General features: G+C 59.6%; 18 protein-coding genes and 1 tRNA gene. 14 read left to right on the forward strand and 5 right to left on the reverse strand.

Going from position 1 to position 16,526, the window contains the following annotated elements:
• Positions 1–113 precede the first annotated feature (113 nt).
• Positions 114–1,082, forward strand: a complete 969-nt coding sequence (locus AC1DK3_RS13520; protein ID WP_477192700.1) for a quinone oxidoreductase family protein — start codon at positions 114–116, stop codon at positions 1,080–1,082.
• 8 nt (positions 1,083–1,090) lie between these two features.
• On the forward strand, positions 1,091–1,735 hold the full coding sequence (locus AC1DK3_RS13525; RefSeq protein WP_477192701.1) for a glutathione S-transferase family protein: 645 nt from the start codon (positions 1,091–1,093) through the stop codon (positions 1,733–1,735).
• 19 nt (positions 1,736–1,754) lie between these two features.
• Here AC1DK3_RS13525 and AC1DK3_RS13530 read toward each other — a convergent pair whose 3' ends face one another.
• A complete protein-coding gene (locus AC1DK3_RS13530) occupies positions 1,755–2,024 on the reverse strand; it encodes a hypothetical protein (protein ID WP_477192702.1) in 270 nt (89 codons plus the stop codon).
• A 406-nt stretch (positions 2,025–2,430) separates the two neighbouring features.
• Between AC1DK3_RS13530 and AC1DK3_RS13535 the strand changes: the two genes are divergently transcribed.
• Positions 2,431–2,700: a sel1 repeat family protein gene (locus tag AC1DK3_RS13535; RefSeq protein ID WP_477192703.1), complete on the forward strand. Its 270-nt coding sequence runs from the start codon at positions 2,431–2,433 to the stop codon at positions 2,698–2,700.
• A 46-nt stretch (positions 2,701–2,746) separates the two neighbouring features.
• On the opposite strand, the gene AC1DK3_RS13540 is transcribed toward AC1DK3_RS13535, so the two are convergent.
• On the reverse strand, positions 2,747–3,352 hold the full coding sequence (locus tag AC1DK3_RS13540; protein ID WP_477192704.1) for a hypothetical protein: 606 nt from the start codon (positions 3,350–3,352) through the stop codon (positions 2,747–2,749).
• A 183-nt stretch (positions 3,353–3,535) separates the two neighbouring features.
• On the opposite strand from AC1DK3_RS13540, the gene AC1DK3_RS13545 reads away from it, so the two are divergent.
• Positions 3,536–3,627: transfer RNA gene (locus AC1DK3_RS13545), tRNA-Ser, on the forward strand.
• Positions 3,628–3,971: 344 nt separating this feature from the next.
• Positions 3,972–4,745 (forward strand): hypothetical protein, encoded by a 774-nt coding sequence (locus AC1DK3_RS13550; protein ID WP_477192705.1) that lies wholly within the window; start codon positions 3,972–3,974, stop codon positions 4,743–4,745.
• Positions 4,746–4,816: 71 nt separating this feature from the next.
• Here the strand turns inward: AC1DK3_RS13550 and hemN are convergent, their stop codons facing one another.
• The gene (gene hemN / locus AC1DK3_RS13555) at positions 4,817–6,151 is read right to left on the reverse strand and encodes an oxygen-independent coproporphyrinogen III oxidase (protein ID WP_477192706.1); all 1,335 of its coding nucleotides are present in this window, start codon (positions 6,149–6,151) and stop codon (positions 4,817–4,819) included.
• Positions 6,152–6,155: 4 nt separating this feature from the next.
• A complete protein-coding gene (locus AC1DK3_RS13560; protein ID WP_477192707.1) occupies positions 6,156–6,788 on the reverse strand; it encodes a hemerythrin domain-containing protein in 633 nt (210 codons plus the stop codon).
• 147 nt (positions 6,789–6,935) lie between these two features.
• On the opposite strand from AC1DK3_RS13560, the gene ccoN reads away from it, so the two are divergent.
• From ccoN to AC1DK3_RS13605, 9 genes are read left to right on the forward strand one after another with little or no spacing between them, the layout of a single operon-like run.
• Complete coding sequence (ccoN, locus tag AC1DK3_RS13565; RefSeq protein WP_477192708.1) at positions 6,936–8,600, forward strand: cytochrome-c oxidase, cbb3-type subunit I; 1,665 nt, start codon at positions 6,936–6,938, stop codon at positions 8,598–8,600.
• Between the two features lie 14 nt (positions 8,601–8,614).
• A complete protein-coding gene (gene ccoO, locus AC1DK3_RS13570) occupies positions 8,615–9,352 on the forward strand; it encodes a cytochrome-c oxidase, cbb3-type subunit II (protein WP_477192709.1) in 738 nt (245 codons plus the stop codon).
• A 13-nt stretch (positions 9,353–9,365) separates the two neighbouring features.
• The gene (locus AC1DK3_RS13575; protein WP_477192710.1) at positions 9,366–9,542 is read left to right on the forward strand and encodes a cbb3-type cytochrome c oxidase subunit 3; all 177 of its coding nucleotides are present in this window, start codon (positions 9,366–9,368) and stop codon (positions 9,540–9,542) included.
• A complete protein-coding gene (gene ccoP, locus AC1DK3_RS13580; protein WP_477192711.1) occupies positions 9,539–10,462 on the forward strand; it encodes a cytochrome-c oxidase, cbb3-type subunit III in 924 nt (307 codons plus the stop codon). Before AC1DK3_RS13575 ends, ccoP begins: the two co-directional genes overlap by 4 nt.
• The gene (ccoG, locus tag AC1DK3_RS13585) at positions 10,459–11,937 is read left to right on the forward strand and encodes a cytochrome c oxidase accessory protein CcoG (protein WP_477192712.1); all 1,479 of its coding nucleotides are present in this window, start codon (positions 10,459–10,461) and stop codon (positions 11,935–11,937) included. The genes ccoP and ccoG overlap by 4 nt, the downstream gene beginning before the upstream one ends.
• Positions 11,934–12,422, forward strand: a complete 489-nt coding sequence (locus AC1DK3_RS13590; protein ID WP_477192713.1) for a FixH family protein — start codon at positions 11,934–11,936, stop codon at positions 12,420–12,422. Before ccoG ends, AC1DK3_RS13590 begins: the two co-directional genes overlap by 4 nt.
• The gene (locus AC1DK3_RS13595; protein ID WP_477192714.1) at positions 12,407–14,602 is read left to right on the forward strand and encodes a heavy metal translocating P-type ATPase; all 2,196 of its coding nucleotides are present in this window, start codon (positions 12,407–12,409) and stop codon (positions 14,600–14,602) included. The genes AC1DK3_RS13590 and AC1DK3_RS13595 overlap by 16 nt, the downstream gene beginning before the upstream one ends.
• Positions 14,599–14,784, forward strand: coding sequence for a cbb3-type cytochrome oxidase assembly protein CcoS (ccoS, locus tag AC1DK3_RS13600; protein WP_477192715.1), 186 nt, complete (start codon positions 14,599–14,601; stop codon positions 14,782–14,784). The genes AC1DK3_RS13595 and ccoS overlap by 4 nt, the downstream gene beginning before the upstream one ends.
• Positions 14,777–15,472 (forward strand): sulfite exporter TauE/SafE family protein, encoded by a 696-nt coding sequence (locus tag AC1DK3_RS13605; RefSeq protein ID WP_477192716.1) that lies wholly within the window; start codon positions 14,777–14,779, stop codon positions 15,470–15,472. Before ccoS ends, AC1DK3_RS13605 begins: the two co-directional genes overlap by 8 nt.
• Here AC1DK3_RS13605 and AC1DK3_RS13610 read toward each other — a convergent pair.
• A complete protein-coding gene (locus AC1DK3_RS13610; RefSeq protein WP_477192717.1) occupies positions 15,469–16,476 on the reverse strand; it encodes a zinc-dependent alcohol dehydrogenase family protein in 1,008 nt (335 codons plus the stop codon). The two genes, AC1DK3_RS13605 and AC1DK3_RS13610, sit on opposite strands and share 4 nt — an antisense overlap.
• Positions 16,477–16,526 lie beyond the last annotated feature (50 nt).

Genomic DNA, 16,526 nt, shown 5'->3' on the forward strand with positions numbered 1-16,526 from the left:
TGGCAGGCTCGTGGCGAACGGGGGTCTAAGATGTGGCCCGTGTCAAGCCACTAGCGGGATTCGCCGCAGAACGGCATCTCTAGACCAGAGATCATCCGAGAGGAGCCTACGACATGCCATTTGCAGTTCGGGTGCACGCAAACGGGGGGCCGGAAGCGCTCGTCTACGAGGAGGTGCCCGTTGCTGATCCGGCGCCGGGCGAAGTGCTGCTTCGGCAACGTGCTATCGGCGTCAACTTCATCGATGTCTATCATCGGAATGGTCTCTACAAGCTGCCGAGCTTGCCAGCCATCATCGGTTCGGAAGGTGCGGGCGATGTGATTGCCGTCGGTTCCGGCGTCAGCCGATTCAAGGTCGGCGACAGAGCAGCTTATGCCGGCTCCATCGGAGGCTACGCTGAGGTTCGCGCCGTGCGGGCCGACCGGCTCGTGAAGTTACCAGACGGCATCGACTACGACACCGCTGCCGCGATGCTGCTGCAAGGCATGACCGTTCGCTACCTGCTGCGTGAAATGTATCGCGTCGGACCCGAGACGACGATGCTGCTGCATGCCGCTGCGGGTGGCGTCGGTCTCATCGCGTGCCAGTGGGCGCATGCTCTCGGGGCCACGATCATCGGAACCGTCAGCTCGGACGAGAAAGCCGCGCTCGCGATGGAGAACGGCTGCACGTATACGATCAATACAAAGCGGGATGATTTCGTCAGCGGTGTGCGCGAGTACACCAGCGGGAACGGATGCGATGTCGTGTACGACTCCATCGGCAAGGACACCTTTCCGCAGTCGCTCGATTGCTTGAAGCCCAGGGGGCTTTGGGTGTCGTTCGGCAACTCGTCAGGGGCCGTGCCGCCTTTCCCGCTGACGGCGCTGAAAGGGTCTCTTTTCGCCACGCGCCCGACGCTTTTGGCTTATACGGCAACTTCTAGGGATCTTGAGGACAACGCTGCAGAACTGTTCGAGATGGTGCTCAGCAAACAGATTCGGATCGCCATCAATCATCGATACCCGTTGAGCCGCGCCGCCGATGCGCATCGCGATCTCGAGGCCCGGCGCACGACGGGTTCGATCATTCTCATTCCCTAAGGAGTGATATGCTGGACGACGGAGACGAAGAGCCGATCGCGCTCCATTTTTGGCCGACGCCCAATGGCTTGAAGATTTCCATCATGCTCGAGGAACTTGGCGTGCCTTACGGGGTGACGTTCGTCGATATAGGCAAGGGCGAGCAGTTGGCGCCCGAATTCTTGGCAATTTCGCCCAACAATAAGATTCCAGCCATCGTCGATCCCGATGGGCCTGATGGTCAGCCACTCGCGCTTTTTGAATCGGGCGCCATTCTTCAATATCTCGGCCGGAAGTTCGGTGCGTTCTATCCGTCCAGCGAGCGGGCGAAGGCCGAGGTCGATCAATGGCTATTCTGGAGTGCGACAGGCCTCGGTCCAATGGCTGGGCAGTGCAATTACTTCCGCACCTATGCGCCGGAGAAAATTCCCTTCGCGATCGATCGCTATACGAAAGAGGTCGAACGCCTATTCGGCGTGTTGGACAAGCGGCTGAGCGATCGCCCCTATATCGCGGGGAAGTATTCGATCGCGGACATCGCCAGTTTCACGTGGGTGCGGATGTGGGAGAAGCTGGGGCAGGACATCGGCAAGTTTCCGAATGTCGAGCGGTGGCTCGGAGACATCGGTCAGCGGCCGGCGGTCATCAAGGGCTTGGCTGTGAAGAAAGTATGAGCGGCGGATGGATCGGCAATTATTCGCCGCGACCGATGAGGCTTTCAGGATCGACTGTTCGTCCGGTTACTGTTTGGAACGCCATTGCGCTCAGCACCTTGTTCGACTGTACGTGCCGAAGTGCTTGGGATGTCTCGCCGGAATGGGCGGTTACGGAATTTCCCAAGAAGTCGTCGCCGGACAGATCCGACAATCCGATGTAGGCGGGGTGTGATCCTTGCTGTGCGCAACCCGCAAGCAAAAGGAACCCTGCAGCCGCCAACGAGCGGCAGACTACCGATTGATCCATAATCCCTCACTCAGACTGCGAGCAGCCCGAACCCTCCTCAAGACCGATTTCCGGCCCAGAAATTTAAGGTTACCAGCACGCGGCTGAACCCCGGCTGAACATTCAAACCCCGTCGTTCGATTGACGCGCCGCGGCCACCTTTTTGAAGCATGGTTAGGAAAGGGTGGCAACCCTTCTTACTGTCTAATCACCAGTCGTCGCACTTCGGACAAAATGTTCCGATCCGGGTCGAAAATTAGCGGTGCATAAGGCAATTTTTGCTTGTTGTTAAAGCAAATTTGTTCGGCCTTTTACGAGTTTTCATCCAACGCCTGCCATGGTTCGGGTGCGTTCGTCTATTGCGAGCGCATGGCTTAGCCGCCTTACGACATGAAGAGTGCGATGGCGGCTGTTGGAGTGTTTTCACATGGCACGTATGGACGTGTTGTCGCGTCAAATCGATTACTCAGCTCAGGGCGACCAGTCGGATGCCTTTTTCGAGCTCGGTCTCAGTTGCTGCACGGGACGCGATGGAGCCGTCGACCTCGTTCAAGCTCATAAGTGGTTCAATATCGCCGCGAGCAAAGGCAACGACGAGGCGAAGCGCTATCGGTCGGAAGTCGCGACCGACATGAGCAAGGCCGACATCATCAAAGCACAGAAATTGGCCCGCGAGTGGCTAGTCTCCGTCCATTGACGTCGACCATGTGACGCATTGGGTGCGGCATCGCTTTTATGCGGTGTCAGCAGTTCGTGAAGAACGACGAGAGGCACTTCCAAGAACTCTTGGCGGCGCCGCCCACTGCTGCTCCAGCTTTTCCGAGTGCGGTGCTTGCCGATTTTGCGGCTTCGCCAGCGGACTTCTGGGTATCGCTCAGTCCGGTGCTTTTCTCGACCATTTCCTGCACGGTTTTAGGCGGCTGCTCGTTCGCAGGCGCGCCATTGGACTGATCGTGCGGCGCTTCGGCCGGGTTTGCCAGCGTCCCCGGCGTGTGGGACTCTTCGGGCGTTGTCGCGGCTGCACCTTGGTTTGGCTTCGCCAAGCCGGGAGGAGTATCGGTTTGCGGCTGATCTTCGGTCTCTTGACTGTCCAGAGCCGCCGGAACGGGAAGCTCCCTCCGTTCGCCTGGGCACGGTGCGGTCACTGTCCGGTCTACCGAGCAGCTCTCGTGGGCCCCTGCCTTCGCGAGCGTGGTGATGCAGTACAGCTTGGCCACCGTGTCTATCGTGGCATTCGACGTGCCATTGACGACGCAGGCATAGCTCGCCTCGGGGGCTGAGCATTTGACGCAGAGTTCGGTCGCGTTAGCTGCAGCCGACCCCAGAAGCGCCGAAACCCAGATACTCAACTGTATTTTGAAGCAAGAGTGCACGGCTCAGCCCGTTTCCAATGGAGGAGTATTGCTTTCAGGACACTAGGACGACTTTGCGGCGACGGCCAGCGATGGTCCACATCACGCATGTGCATTCTCAGGTCGCGTCTTGCATTGCGCTGGCGTGGCCTCTATAGGGGCACTTGCCCATTGATTTGGGGAGACGTGGCCGAGTGGCTGAAGGCAACGGTTTGCTAAATCGTCATACGCCCTAAAGCGTATCCAGGGTTCGAATCCCTGCGTCTCCGCCATAGCATTGGCACATCCCCATCTGAGTCTTGCAACGCGGCACTGTCCGTACGTGTCTGTGGGGCGTTAACGACGAAAGAACCAGCTTTCTCGACCCGAATTACCTCGTGCCCGGAACATCGACTGTTCCGCGTCGACACGCGCGAAGCGCGCGCCGGTTGTTAGCGTCGTCACAACGGTAGCTGGCGTCCGATCGAACGGGCGGCGACGCGTTACTTCTAATTCCTACCAATCAATCTCAACGGCTCTGATGAAACGTCGAGCCTTGAGCTCGCTATTTATTCGCCGTGGCTTGCCGAATCGTTGTGCCGTACTACTCAATGTGAGTTGTAATCCCAGGGGGGATATGGTGGAATTTTTAGCGGCACTTTTCGCGCTTGTTTTCTTGGTCTCGTTCTTCGGTGGGATCATCGGGCTAATTGTGCCCTCGATATTTCGGTTTGGCAGGAAAGAACGGCCTAGTCGGAAACGGATCGCTTCAATCTCTCTGGCCACATTCGTCGCGGCATTCTTCGGGTTCGCTATGACGATGCCCGAGCCGACACCGGAGCAGAAAGCCAAGGCGGAAGAAGCGGCTAAAGCGCGGATCGCGGAGGTTGAGAAATCAAAGGCCGAGGTCGAAGCGCAAGCAAAGGCAAAAGAAAAGGCCGCGACCGAAGAAGTGCACAAAGAGATCGTGCAACTTTGGACGAAGATTACCGGAGAAGGAAAGAAATGCGATGGTAGCCGGAAAAAGGTCTTACAAGCTCTTGAGCAGAATGACCGATATCTTGCATATGAGATAGCTTCCACAGCTAGCGCCGCGTGTCGCGCTGCACATTATTCCGTTCGCAGTCTCGTTCCGCCTTCGGGCTTAAATAGCGAACAGACAGATGGGCTTCGAAAAGCGATAGAGTCGTGCGCAGAAGCATACTTCGCGACAAAAATCGCTCTTGATGGGATGCTCAAGGTTATTGACGGGGACGCGCGCCCTTCGTCTGTCACGGAAGCGAAGGCCGCCGCTGAGTATAGCCAAATCGCTACCATGCAATGCGCAGCGAAGTTTCTTTCAGCTGGCCATGGCGCGGGGGTGCCCCTTGGTCAGATCGCTGCAGGTAGCCCCCGGTCTCTGGAAGATTGATTGTCAAATGCCGTCGCGTATCCGCAGTGAGCGGAGTAGGTGCCCGCTCATATGGAACGGATAAGCACCGTCTAGATCGCGGGCGAGGCGCGCGTTTCAGAGTAGAGATAGGTATCGAAGCACGCCGCAATGCTTCTCACAAATGCTTGGCCGCGGGGTGTTACTACGAAACCGCCCTCGACCTTCTCCAGAAGACCTGCGGTGTCTGCCTCGACCATCTCTCGGCCTTCCAGAATGACGTGCGATGCTAATGCTCCGAAGCGCTCGCGGATGTCAGATTCGGAAAAGCTGAAGTCGCACATCAATTTCGCGATGACGTAGCGTCGAACGCAATCTTCGTCCGTCAGTTTGACGCCTCTTGTCGTGGCGAACCCCGTCGCTGCAATACGCTTTTCATATTCGGCCGGAGACGACACGTTCTGAAAATATGCGCTGCCGAGGCTGGAGATGGCCGACGCTCCGATGCCGACGAGGGTTTCCGACGTATCTGTCGTATATCCTTGGAAGTTGCGGCGAACGGGTCCGCGCGCCAACGGATCGTCCTTCAGGGCGTAATGGTCGATGCCGACCTGGACGTATCCTGCTGCGTTGAGTATGCGGGCGGCTCTTTGGGACTGGGCAAAGCGTTCGACGCTGTCGGGGAGCGTCTTGGAATCAATAATCGGTTGGTGTGCGAAGCGCGCGGGCAGGTGCGCGTATCCAAATAGCGCGACCCGATTTGGGCGCAGCGAAAGAACCTGCTCGACGGTCGACTCTATTCCAGATCGGGTCTGCAGCGGCAATCCATAAACGAGATCGACGTTGATCTTGTCGATCCCGGCATCCCGCAAAGTATCTATGCAGGCCGACGTCACTTCGAACGACTGCAACCGATTGATGGCGGCCTGAACAGCGGGGTCGAAATCCTGGACGCCAATCGATACGCGATTGACGCCTGCGCGCTTCAGCGCCTGCGCAAGAGACGCGCTCGATTCACGCGGGTCGATCTCGACGGCGAATTCGGCGTTGGCGTCGATCTCGAAAGAGTCACGAACGCGCGCCGCCAACGCGAAAACCTGCTCGCCGGTCAGGATGTTGGGCGAGCCGCCGCCCCAATGCATATATGAAATCTTGTGCTTGGAGAGCCCAAGCCGTGCGAGTGCCAGCAGTTCGCCTTCGAGAGCTTTCAAATAGCGGACGACCGGCTCCTTGGTGCGTGCAACCTTCATATTGCAGCCGCAGTACCAGCAAAGCTTCTTGCAGAACGGCACATGCACGTAGAGCGAAAACGGCGTGTCGTCCGCCAATTTGGTCAGAGCTGCTGCGAAGTCCTCAGCGCCGACGGTATCTCGAAACTGAGCGGCGGTCGGATAGCTCGTATATCTTGGAACGGGAGTGCTCATGCGGCGTACGAAATCTGGAGACATCCCGTTATTTCTCCTGCCGGAGCGAGGAGGGGCATTTACCGCAGATTGACGATGATGATGTCCCGGCTCTGAGCGTCAGCAGCGGTATTCTGATGCAACGGGGATGGTCGCTCGTCATGATCCATTCCTGAAGGCGTGCGAGGTCTTCGACGGTCAGCGCTTTGCGTGCGGCCGGCAAAACGACGCTTTCTTCCCATGCGATATGGCGGCGCTGGTTTTCAAAATAGCCGCGAAGAATGTAGCCAAGCGTCTCTGGGTCTTGTGGCGCGCTGCTTTGCAACGCGTTCGTTAGCGCCTCGACGAGTTCGTCGGCGATGTCTTCGTCGCACTCGTGTTGCTGGCTAAGGCACGCCAGTGCCTGAACGACGGTGTCGTTCGGCGACAACCGCCCTCTGAGAATCGGGAAAAGCGCGTCTTCCTCGAACTTCGTGTGCGCCTTTACGCTTCCCTTCAGAATAGAGATCGCGATCACGGCCAACGCTGGCTCGAGCTTGGCCGGTAGGCTGTCGGCGATACTTTCCAGAAGAGCGCACAACTCCAACTGCAGGGCGTGCTCCTCCTCAATAATCTCCAGGGGATGGGGCGTCCGGCAGACACCAGAATCATCCAGTCGATTTGCGCCGCTGGCATCCGTCATGAGTGAACCCCCTCGAAAAACGCGAGGCCGCATTTTTATCGATGCGGTATTTCTAATGCCGCCCTCCGTGACGAACATGACTTAGATCAAGGTTGTCGGCTGCCCGTTGTCGGATTGTGCGTCCCGTATTGGGATCGGGAGGCAGCTTTGCAGGACGTATTGGACGAGCGCTCTGGGCTCAGCGATACGCTGGCGCTGATAAGCGCAGTCATCATCGGCGCGGTCGGTCTTGTGTTCGCGCTTGCCGGAGAGGAGGAGATCCTTCGGCTCCATGGGCTCATGGTGTTGGCGACGGCGGTGGCAGCCGGCTTCTACGTTGCAACGCATCCGACGAACCTCAGACAGGAGAAGCGTTCCGGCTACTTCGACGGTCCCATTCGCGTTGCGACGGTCGCGTGCGTTTTCTGGGGTGTCGCCGGATTTCTCGTTGGCGATATTCTCGCTTGGCAACTTTCGTTTCCGGCGCTGAACTTAGATTTGCCGTGGACCAACTTCGGGCGCCTGCGGCCGGTTCATACCTCGGCCGTCATTTTCGCGTTCGGCGGGAATGCTCTCATCGCGACGTCACTTTATGTCGTTCAGCGCACAAGCCAGGCCCGGCTCCCTGGCAAATGGACGCCGTGGTTCGTCGTCTGGGGGTATCAGCTTTTCATCGTTATCGCGGCGACCGGCTACTTGATGGGCGTGACGCAAGGGAAGGAGTATGCGGAGCCCGAATGGTACACCGACATATTGCTGACGGTCGTATGGGTCGCCTATCTCCTCGTATTTCTCGGTACGCTGAAGGGTCGCCAAGAGCCGCACATTTACGTCGCGAACTGGTTCTTCCTGGCCTTCATCGTGACAGTCGCGATGCTGCATATCGTCAATAACCTGGCGCTGCCCGTGTCGTTTCTCGGGACGCTGAGCTATCCGCTCTTTCCCGGCGTTCAGGGCGCCATGACGCAATGGTGGTACGGGCACAATGCCGTTGGGTTCTTTCTGACAGCCGGGTTTCTCGGCATCATGTATTACTTCATTCCGAAGCGCGCCGAACGGCCGGTCTATTCCTACCGTTTGTCGATCGTGCACTTCTGGTCGCTGATCTTCCTCTACATCTGGGCGGGACCGCACCACCTCCACTACACCGCGCTTCCCGAATGGGCGCAGACGCTCGGCATGACGTTCTCGATCATGCTCTGGATGCCGTCGTGGGGCGGCATGATCAACGGGCTCATGACGCTCTCCGGGGCGTGGGACAAGCTCAGGACCGATCCAGTCATTCGTCTGCTCGTCGTCAGCGTGGCGTTCTACGGAATGTCGACGTTCGAAGGGCCGCTGATGTCCATCAAGGAAGTCAACTCGCTCTCGCACTACACGGACTGGACGATCGGACACGTCCATTCCGGCGCGCTCGGCTGGGTCGGCATGATCTCGTTCGGCGCCGTCTACTGTCTGGTGCCATGGCTGTGGAAGCGGCAAGGCCTGTACTCGATGAAGCTCGTCGAGTGGCACTTCTGGCTCGCGATGATCGGCATCGTTCTCTACATCTCGTCGATGTGGGTTGCGGGGATTACGCAGGGGCTCATGTGGCGTGCTTACGACCGTCTCGGCTTCCTCAAATACTCCTTCATCGAAACCGTCGAGGCGATGCACTGGCCGTATGTCATTCGCGCGGCCGGCGGTGCGCTGTTCCTGCTCGGCGGGCTGATCATGGCCTACAACGTCTGGCGCACAATCCGCGGCGATCAACCGGTCGACGTCCGTGATCAGCCGACGGTCGCGGCGGCGCCTGAGCTGCGTCCCGGCGTCGTCGCAATGCCAGCCGAATAACAGGAGCGATAGTCGTGAACCACGCCATTTTTGAGCGAAACTCGATCATACTTCTGATCGGTTCGCTGATTGTCGTTTCGATCGGCGGCATCGTCGAGATCGCGCCGCTGTTCTACGTGCAGTCGACGATCGAGAAGGTGCAGGGCATGCGGCCCTATTCGCCGCTCGAGCTTGCCGGTCGCGACATCTACGTGCGCGAGGGCTGCTATAACTGTCACAGCCAAATGATCCGCTCGCTGCGCGACGAGGTCGAACGCTACGGCCACTACTCTCTGGCTGCGGAAAGCATGTACGACCATCCGTTCCAGTGGGGCTCGAAGCGAACGGGGCCAGACCTTGCGCGCGTCGGCGGCAAGTATTCGGACGCCTGGCATGTCGAGCATATGCGCGATCCGCGGTCGGTCGTGCCGGCTTCCATCATGCCGGGCTACGCGTTTCTCGACCGCACGCTTCTCGATTACTCGAACATTTCGAAGCGCATGAAGGCGTTGAAGGAGCTTGGCGTTCCTTATAGCGACGAGATGATTGCGGGTGCGGGTAAGGACGTCGTCGCACAGATATCGCCCGACACCAAAGAAGCAAAGGCGCTCGTCGCGCGCTACCCGAAGGCGCAGGTGCGCAAGTTCGATGGCCAGTCGCCGGGGGAAAACGTCGAGCCCACGGAACTCGATGCCGTCATCGCCTATCTGCAAATGCTCGGCACGCTCGTCGACTTCACGAAGTTCGATGCGAGCGGTCCAAACCTTCGATAACGGGAGTTCGGCCTTGGCCTACGAAGACATTCAAATGGTCACGCAGATTGTGTCGCTCGCTATTTTTGCCAGCATCATGGTCGCGGCATACATCTACGCCTTCCGCAGAAGCAACAAAGCCAAGTTCGTGGCGGCTTCGGAAATCCCGTTTCGCGCCGATATGCTCCCGGCCGATGAGGATAAACGATGAGCCATCCCAAAAAAATCGACGAAGTGACGGGTGTCGAGACGACCGGACATGTTTGGGATGGCGATATCTACGAGCTCAATAAGCCGCTGCCCAGATGGTGGCTCTATACCTTCTATGTCTCGATCGTGTGGGCCATCGGGTATTGGATTGTGTATCCCGCGTGGCCGACGATCAACGGCTACACGAAGGGCGTGCTGAACTACAGCCAGCGGGATCAGGTGCAGCGAGATATCGAGGCGTGGAAATCAGGCCACGCGAAATATCGCACGCAGATCGCCCAGATGCCGCTCGCCGACGTTCGCAAGAATGACGAGCTGTTTCAGTTCTCGATTGCGGGCGGTGGGGCGCTGTTCGGCGAGAATTGCGCCGGTTGCCACGGGCGCGGGGCGCAGGGCGGCATCGGCTATCCTAACCTCAACGATGACGACTGGCTTTGGGGCGGCGATCTCGAAAAAATCCATACGACCATCGCCTTCGGCATAAGAAGCGGCAATCCGAACGCACACGACAGCTCGATGCCCCACTTCGGAACAGACAAGATTCTCGATGAGGCGCAGATCCGAGACGCCGCAAATTTCGTCCGCTCGTTCTCGCATCTCGATGTCGATCAAGAAGCGGCAAAGAGAGGCGCGCAGATTTTTGCTGACAACTGTGCCGCGTGCCATGGCGATCACGGCAAAGGCAATCAGGATATGGGTGCGCCCAACCTGACGGACGCCATCTGGCTTTACGGCAGCTCGCAAGAGGCCGTGATGCAGAGCATCCGAACCGGGCGTGGCGGCGCGATGCCGGCGTGGTCCGAGCGTCTCGATCCGGTCGCGGTAAAAATGCTGACGCTCTTTGTCTATTCCCTCGGCGGAGGGCAAGCCGATGCTGCGAGTGCCTCCGCTCCCGCGCCAGGCGCGGAAAAGCCGAAATGAACACGATGGACCGACCGAACAAGTTTCTGATCGGAGACGAGGGGCGCCCAACGCCGCCGTCGCCTCCGCGGCAGTCGGACTACGTGCCGCGAAAGAAAATCTATCCAAGGCGTGCGCGAGGACCATTTCGCGGCATCAAGTGGATTGTGATGGCGGTTACGCTCGCCGTCTACTACGTCGTGCCGTGGTTGCGGTGGAATCGCGGAGAGGGCTTGCCCGATCAGGCCATCCTGTTCGACTTCGCCAATCAGCGCCTGTTGTTCGGCCCCATCGAAATCTGGGCGCAAGAATTCTACTACGTCACTGGGCTCCTTGTTCTCGGAGCGCTGACCCTCTTTCTCGTCACTTCGATCGCCGGCCGCATGTGGTGCGGATACGCTTGCCCGCAAACGGTCTGGACAGACCTGATGATTGCCGTCGAGCGTTTCTGGCAAGGCGATCGCAATGCGCAGTTGCGCCTCGATGCCCAGCCGTGGTCATTCGAAAAGATCTGGAAGAAATCGATAACTCATCTGTCGTGGCTGGCGATCTCGGTCGCAACGGGCGGTGCGCTGGTCTTCTATTTCGGTGATGCGCCGACACTTGCCATTGAACTGATGCACGGTACGGCACCGACCGTCGCCTATTTCTTCCTCGGACTGTTTACGCTGACGACTTATCTGCTTGGTGGGCTCGCCCGTGAGCAGGTCTGTATTTACATGTGTCCTTGGCCACGCATTCAGGGCGCGATGGTCGATCGCGATTCGCTTCTCATTTCCTATCGCGAGCTTCGGGGTGAGCCGCGCGGCGCCCACAAGACGGGCACGACGTGGGATGGTCGCGGCGACTGCATCGACTGCAAGGCCTGCGTCGCGGTCTGTCCGATGGGCATCGACATTCGCGACGGATCGCAGCTCGAATGTATCCAGTGTGCGCTCTGCATCGATGCGTGCAACGAGATCATGGATCGCGTCGGCCGGCCGCGTGAACTCATCGCCTATACGACTATCGGCAACCTTTCCAACGCCACAAACGCGCCGCGCGAGGGCTGGCGGATCATTCGTCCTCGCACGATGCTTTATACGGCTATGATCGCGTTTGTGGCGTCTCTTATGGGATGGTCGCTGCTCAATCGTGCCGACTTCGAGTTCAGCGTCATCCAGGATCGCAATCCATTTTTCGTCGTGTTGAGCGACGGCGGACTGCGCAACGGCTACATGATCAAGATCGCGAACAAGGTCGAGCGGGCACGGCACTTCAAGTTGCGCTTCATCGGGCCGCCTGGCCTTCAGCCGAAATTCGTGGAGTTCGACGGCGCTGACCCGATGATAGAAGTCGGCCCATCAGAAGTCAGAGCCGTCAAAGTCTTCCTCATGCTCTCGGGCGCACAAAGGAAGGAACTGAGGTCGGATGCCGAGCCCGTTACGATCGAACTGCAGGATGTGGAGGGCGGCGAGACGGCATCACGCGCCACGACATTCAGGAGTCCGTCATGAGCGTTGCAGTATCGAAAGGTTCACTTCGCGGGTGGCATGTCTTCGCTATGCTGGCCGGGTTCTTTCTGACGGTAACGGCCGTGGATGCGGTTTTGATCACCAAAGCCGTTTCTACGTTCAGCGGCGACACAGCCGACGCTTATCGCAAAGGCGTGGCCTACAATCGAACGCTCCAGGAAGAAGCGGACCAGAACCGGCTCGGGTGGCATGAAAGCCGAACGTTCGATTCCAAGACCGGCCGCCTTGCGATTGCGTTGACGGATGAGAACCGGCAACCCATCGATGGTTTGCTCGTGAAGGCGGAAATCGGTCGCGCGACAACGGACATATTCGATCGCCGTTTTGACTTGGTGCCCACGGGGAACGGGACTTACGCCGCCGACATTTCGGGACTTTCGGAAGGCTCGTGGACGCTTTCCGTCACCGCTTTGGAGAAGGACAAGGCCGTTTACAGATCGAGGGAACGGATATGGAAGCAGCCCTAGACGCCGGGCTTGCAGCGCAGGCGCCGGGCGCAGAGGCGCGGCAGACTATCGTGCTTTCGGTCCCGGGCATCGTTTGTGGGAACTGCATCCGTTCGGTTGAAAATACGCTGCGCGCCCTGCGTGGCGTCGATGCGGCCCGCGCAAACCTGACGACCAAGCGCGTATCCGTCGTGGTCGACCCGTCTCTCAGCTCTACGATCGACCTGACGGCAGCTCTCGAGCATGCGGGATTTCGGGCTTCGGCCCTGATCGCGAACGCAGAGACGGAGCAGGCCGCGCGTGTGAGCGAGCTTCTCCCTCGTCTCGGTGTTGCCGGTTTTGCGGCCGGGAACATCATGATGCTTTCCGTGGCGGTCTGGTCCGGAGAGGTCAGCGACATGGACAGCTCCCTCATGGATCTGTTCCATTGGCTATCCGCGCTCATCGCGCTGCCCGCCGTCGCTTACGCAGGTCAACCCTTCTTCAAGTCGGCGCTTGCGGCATTGAGATCACGGCGCCTCAACATGGATGTGCCCATTTCGCTCGGCGTGCTGCTGGCGACGGGCATGAGTCTGTTTCAGACGATGCGCGGTTCGGAGCAGATCTACTTCGATGCCGCGACGACGCTCTTGTTCTTTTTGCTGATCGGCAGAGTGCTCGACGAACGCATGCGGACCAAGGCGCGTGGAGCGGCCGAGAACCTGATTGGTCTCAGGGCGACGAACGGGACACTCGTCGCTCCGGATCAATCAACCAAGCTCGTGCTTGCGAGCGCGCTCAAGCCGGGCATGATCATCGCCGTCGCCGCGGGCGAGCGCATTGCGGGTGACGGGCAGGTGATCTCCGGCCAGAGCGATATCGACGAGAGTCTTATCAGTGGCGAAACGCGGCCGCGCGCCGTTTCCATCGGCGATTCCGTTTATGCGGGTACGATCAATTGTGCCGGCACCCTGCGCGTGCGCATTACTGCCGCGGAAGACAACACGCTCCTGAGCGAAATTAGCCGCTTGATGCTCAACGCCGAGCAAAGCCGCGGCCGCTATGTCCGGCTTGCAGATCGCGCCTCGCAAATTTACGCGCCCGCGGTCCATGTTCTCGGACTGCTCACGTTCATCCTATGGATGGTGCTCGGCGCGCCGTGGGATCAATCTCTCACGCACGCAATCGCTGTTCTCATCATTACGTGCCCGTGCGCCTTGGCTCTCGCCGTGCCCGCTGTCCAGGTCGCTGCGATGAGCCGTCTGTTCAGCAAAGGCGTTATTGTCAAAGCTCCTGACGGGCTCGAACGTCTCGCCGAGATTGATTGCGTCGTCTTCGACAAGACGGGGACTCTGACGACGGGAGAGTTGCGGCTCGAGACGAGCGATGGCGTCGATGCGGCTGCTCTGGGCCGGGCAGGATCGATTGCAGGGATGAGCAAACATCCTTTCGCGCAAGCGTTGACCAAGGCTGCACGTGCGGAGGGCATTCAAACGCGCGCTGTCGAGGGCGTCGAAGAAGTTCCGGGTTCGGGGCTCGTCACGACGTCAATGGGCTTCGAGGAGAAGGTCGGGTCGGCTGCCTGGGCCGGCGTCAAGGATCGGAACACGTCGATCTGGTACGCGGCCGAAGGCAAGCCCGCTGTCGGCTTCAACTTCGTGGATGAACTACGGAAGGACGCGGCCGCGTGCGTTTCTGAACTCCGGCACGCAGGATATCTCGTCAGACTGTTATCCGGAGACCGGCGCGCCGCCGTTGCGCAAACGGCTGCGGCTTGCGGCATCGAGGATTGGACTGCTGAGGTTCGTCCAGACCAGAAGCTGGACGCGATCGAAGTCTTGAAGGCGCGGGGATACAAGACGCTGATGGTCGGCGACGGGCTCAACGATGCGCCGGCGCTTGCTGCCGGACATGCCTCGCTGTCGCCGGCATCCGCCATCGACATCGCGCAGACCACGGCGGACGCCGTTTTTCAAGGCGACGTTCTTCGGCCGGTCATTGAGACGCTGTCGGTCGCCAAGGCCGCACGCCGTCTAGCGTTGCAGAACTTTGCGATCGCAATTCTCTACAATTCGATTTTCGTGCCGCTCGCGATGGCGGGCTACGTGACGCCTTTGATTGCCGCGCTGGCCATGTCGGGATCGTCGATCATGGTCACGGCTAATGCGCTTCGTCTTCGCTCGAAGGCATTGCGCCTTCCAAACGTCGGAGCATCGGTATGACGTCGCTTGCCTGGCTCATTCCTGCGGCGCTGACGCTCGGCATGATGGGGCTCGCCGCCTTCCTCTGGGCACTTCGCAGCGGCCAATTCGACGATCTCGAAGGCGCCAAGTGGCGCGCGATCAGCGATGACAACGATCGCATGGAGACGGAATCGGATCGGAGCCGAGCCGACGATGTTTAGCGAGAGCTTCTTCAGCGGGATTGCTGTCGGGCTTGCCAGCGCGTTCCATTGCGGCGCGATGTGCGGTGGCATTGCCTGCGGAGCGAACCTGCTGCTCGGCGCGAAAACTTCCGGAGATAGAAGTCTCAATCTCCTACTGATGCAGGCCGGGCGCATTTTGACTTACACGGCAATCGGCGCCGCGGCCGGAGCTTTTGGCGGTGATATTCTTTCTCACATGCCGATGCAGAGCCCGATCGTGCTGCAATGGGCGGCGGGTGCGTCGCTGTTATGGATGGGGCTGGTGCTCGCCGGGCTGATGCCGAGGCTGGCCTTCATCGATCATGGCATGGAGGTTCTCGCGTCCAGGGTAAACTCCCTGCTGCGTCCTGCCGGGCAGAGCCGATACTTAGCCCCCGTCATACTCGGCATCGTTTGGGGGCTCAATGCCTGCCCGATGGTTTACGGCGCGGCGTTGCTGGCAACTCTGACGCGCACGGGCGTGCAAGGCGCGACTTTCATGCTCGGCTTCGGCGCCGGCACCGTGCCGGCCGTGATTGCATCAGCTTATGGGATCTCGTGGCTCAACAGGCGGACCGGAGGTACGAGGCTCAATCTTTTGGCTGGCGGTGCCCTCATGTCGGCCGGTGTCGCCATCGTCTACTTTCCGCAGCATTTCGCCAGTGTGCTGTGTGCGGTGAGCCGTTAGAATTCCAGGCAGATCTTACCGAAGTGACTGGCCCCTTCTTGCAGCCGGAACGCATCGGCGATTTCCGCGAGGCGGAAGCTGCGGTCGATCACTGGGCGTATGCCTGTGGCGTCAAGTGCGCGGGTGAATTCAATCTGCTCCCGCCGGCTGCCGACGATAAGACCCTTTAGGCGCGCCTGCCTCGCCATCAGCAAAAAGGTCGGGACTTCGCCGGAGAGGCCGGTGAGCACGCCTATCAACGAGATGTGCCCGCCGATTGCGACCGATGCGATGGATTGCGGTAGCGTACCCGGCCCACCGACTTCGACAACGTGATCGACGCCGCGTCCGCCCGTGAGTTCGCGAACGCGATCGCTCCACTGCGGTACGGACTTGTAGTTGATCAGGTGATCGGCGCCGAGCGCGCGGGCGCGTTCGAGCTTCTCGTCAGATGAGGACGTGACGATCACCTCGGCACCCATCGCCTTGGCGAGCTGCAGGGCGAAAATCGATACGCCACCGGTGCCTTGAATGAGAACGGTGTCGCCGGCTTTCAGGTGGCCATCGACCACGAGCGCGCGCCATGCCGTCAGCCCGGCGGTTGTGAGCGTTGCCGCTTCGGCATGGCTGTAGCCTTTGGGCGCGTGGGTGAACCAATTCGCCTGGCGCACGACGACTTCGCAAGCGTAGCCATCGATGCCGTCACCCGGGGTCGAGGCGAAGTTGTCGACGTCGGGCGGACCATCCTGCCAAAGCGGGAAAAAGCAGGATACGACGTGGTCACCGACTTTGAATTCCGTGACGCCTTCACCCACGTCCTCGACGACGCCTGCGCCGTCGGACATCGGAATTCGTCCATCGGCCGTCTGCATTTTTCCGGTCGCGACGAGGTAGTCGTGAAAGTTGAGCGAACTACCATGAATGCGAACGCGGATTTCGCCACGCCCGGCTTTGCCCGGATCCGCGAGATCGACGAGGGCCAGGTTGTTCAATCCGCCAGGAGCGGTGATTTTGATCGCTTTCATTTCACGTGTCCCGTCTTCTCATAAGGCGTCCCCTCGCGATCGCGCAGGCG

This window comes from Hyphomicrobium sp. 01T421 (assembly GCF_056398805.1).

Excerpts from the sequence above, each read along its gene's own strand:
- AC1DK3_RS13520 (WP_477192700.1), top strand. The coding sequence starts at position 114 with ATGCCATTTGCAGTTCGGGTGCACGCAAACGGGGGGCCGGAAGCGCTC.
- AC1DK3_RS13525 (WP_477192701.1), top strand. The coding sequence starts at position 1,091 with ATGCTGGACGACGGAGACGAAGAGCCGATCGCGCTCCATTTTTGGCCG.
- AC1DK3_RS13530 (WP_477192702.1), bottom strand. The coding sequence starts at position 2,024 with ATGGATCAATCGGTAGTCTGCCGCTCGTTGGCGGCTGCAGGGTTCCTT.
- AC1DK3_RS13535 (WP_477192703.1), top strand. The coding sequence starts at position 2,431 with ATGGCACGTATGGACGTGTTGTCGCGTCAAATCGATTACTCAGCTCAG.
- AC1DK3_RS13550 (WP_477192705.1), top strand. The coding sequence starts at position 3,972 with ATGGTGGAATTTTTAGCGGCACTTTTCGCGCTTGTTTTCTTGGTCTCG.
- hemN (WP_477192706.1), bottom strand. The coding sequence starts at position 6,151 with ATGTCTCCAGATTTCGTACGCCGCATGAGCACTCCCGTTCCAAGATAT.
- AC1DK3_RS13560 (WP_477192707.1), bottom strand. The coding sequence starts at position 6,788 with ATGACGGATGCCAGCGGCGCAAATCGACTGGATGATTCTGGTGTCTGC.
- ccoP (WP_477192711.1), top strand. The coding sequence starts at position 9,539 with ATGAGCCATCCCAAAAAAATCGACGAAGTGACGGGTGTCGAGACGACC.
- ccoG (WP_477192712.1), top strand. The coding sequence starts at position 10,459 with ATGAACACGATGGACCGACCGAACAAGTTTCTGATCGGAGACGAGGGG.
- AC1DK3_RS13590 (WP_477192713.1), top strand. The coding sequence starts at position 11,934 with ATGAGCGTTGCAGTATCGAAAGGTTCACTTCGCGGGTGGCATGTCTTC.
- AC1DK3_RS13595 (WP_477192714.1), top strand. The coding sequence starts at position 12,407 with ATGGAAGCAGCCCTAGACGCCGGGCTTGCAGCGCAGGCGCCGGGCGCA.
- ccoS (WP_477192715.1), top strand. The coding sequence starts at position 14,599 with ATGACGTCGCTTGCCTGGCTCATTCCTGCGGCGCTGACGCTCGGCATG.
- AC1DK3_RS13605 (WP_477192716.1), top strand. The coding sequence starts at position 14,777 with ATGTTTAGCGAGAGCTTCTTCAGCGGGATTGCTGTCGGGCTTGCCAGC.
- AC1DK3_RS13610 (WP_477192717.1), bottom strand. The coding sequence starts at position 16,476 with ATGAAAGCGATCAAAATCACCGCTCCTGGCGGATTGAACAACCTGGCC.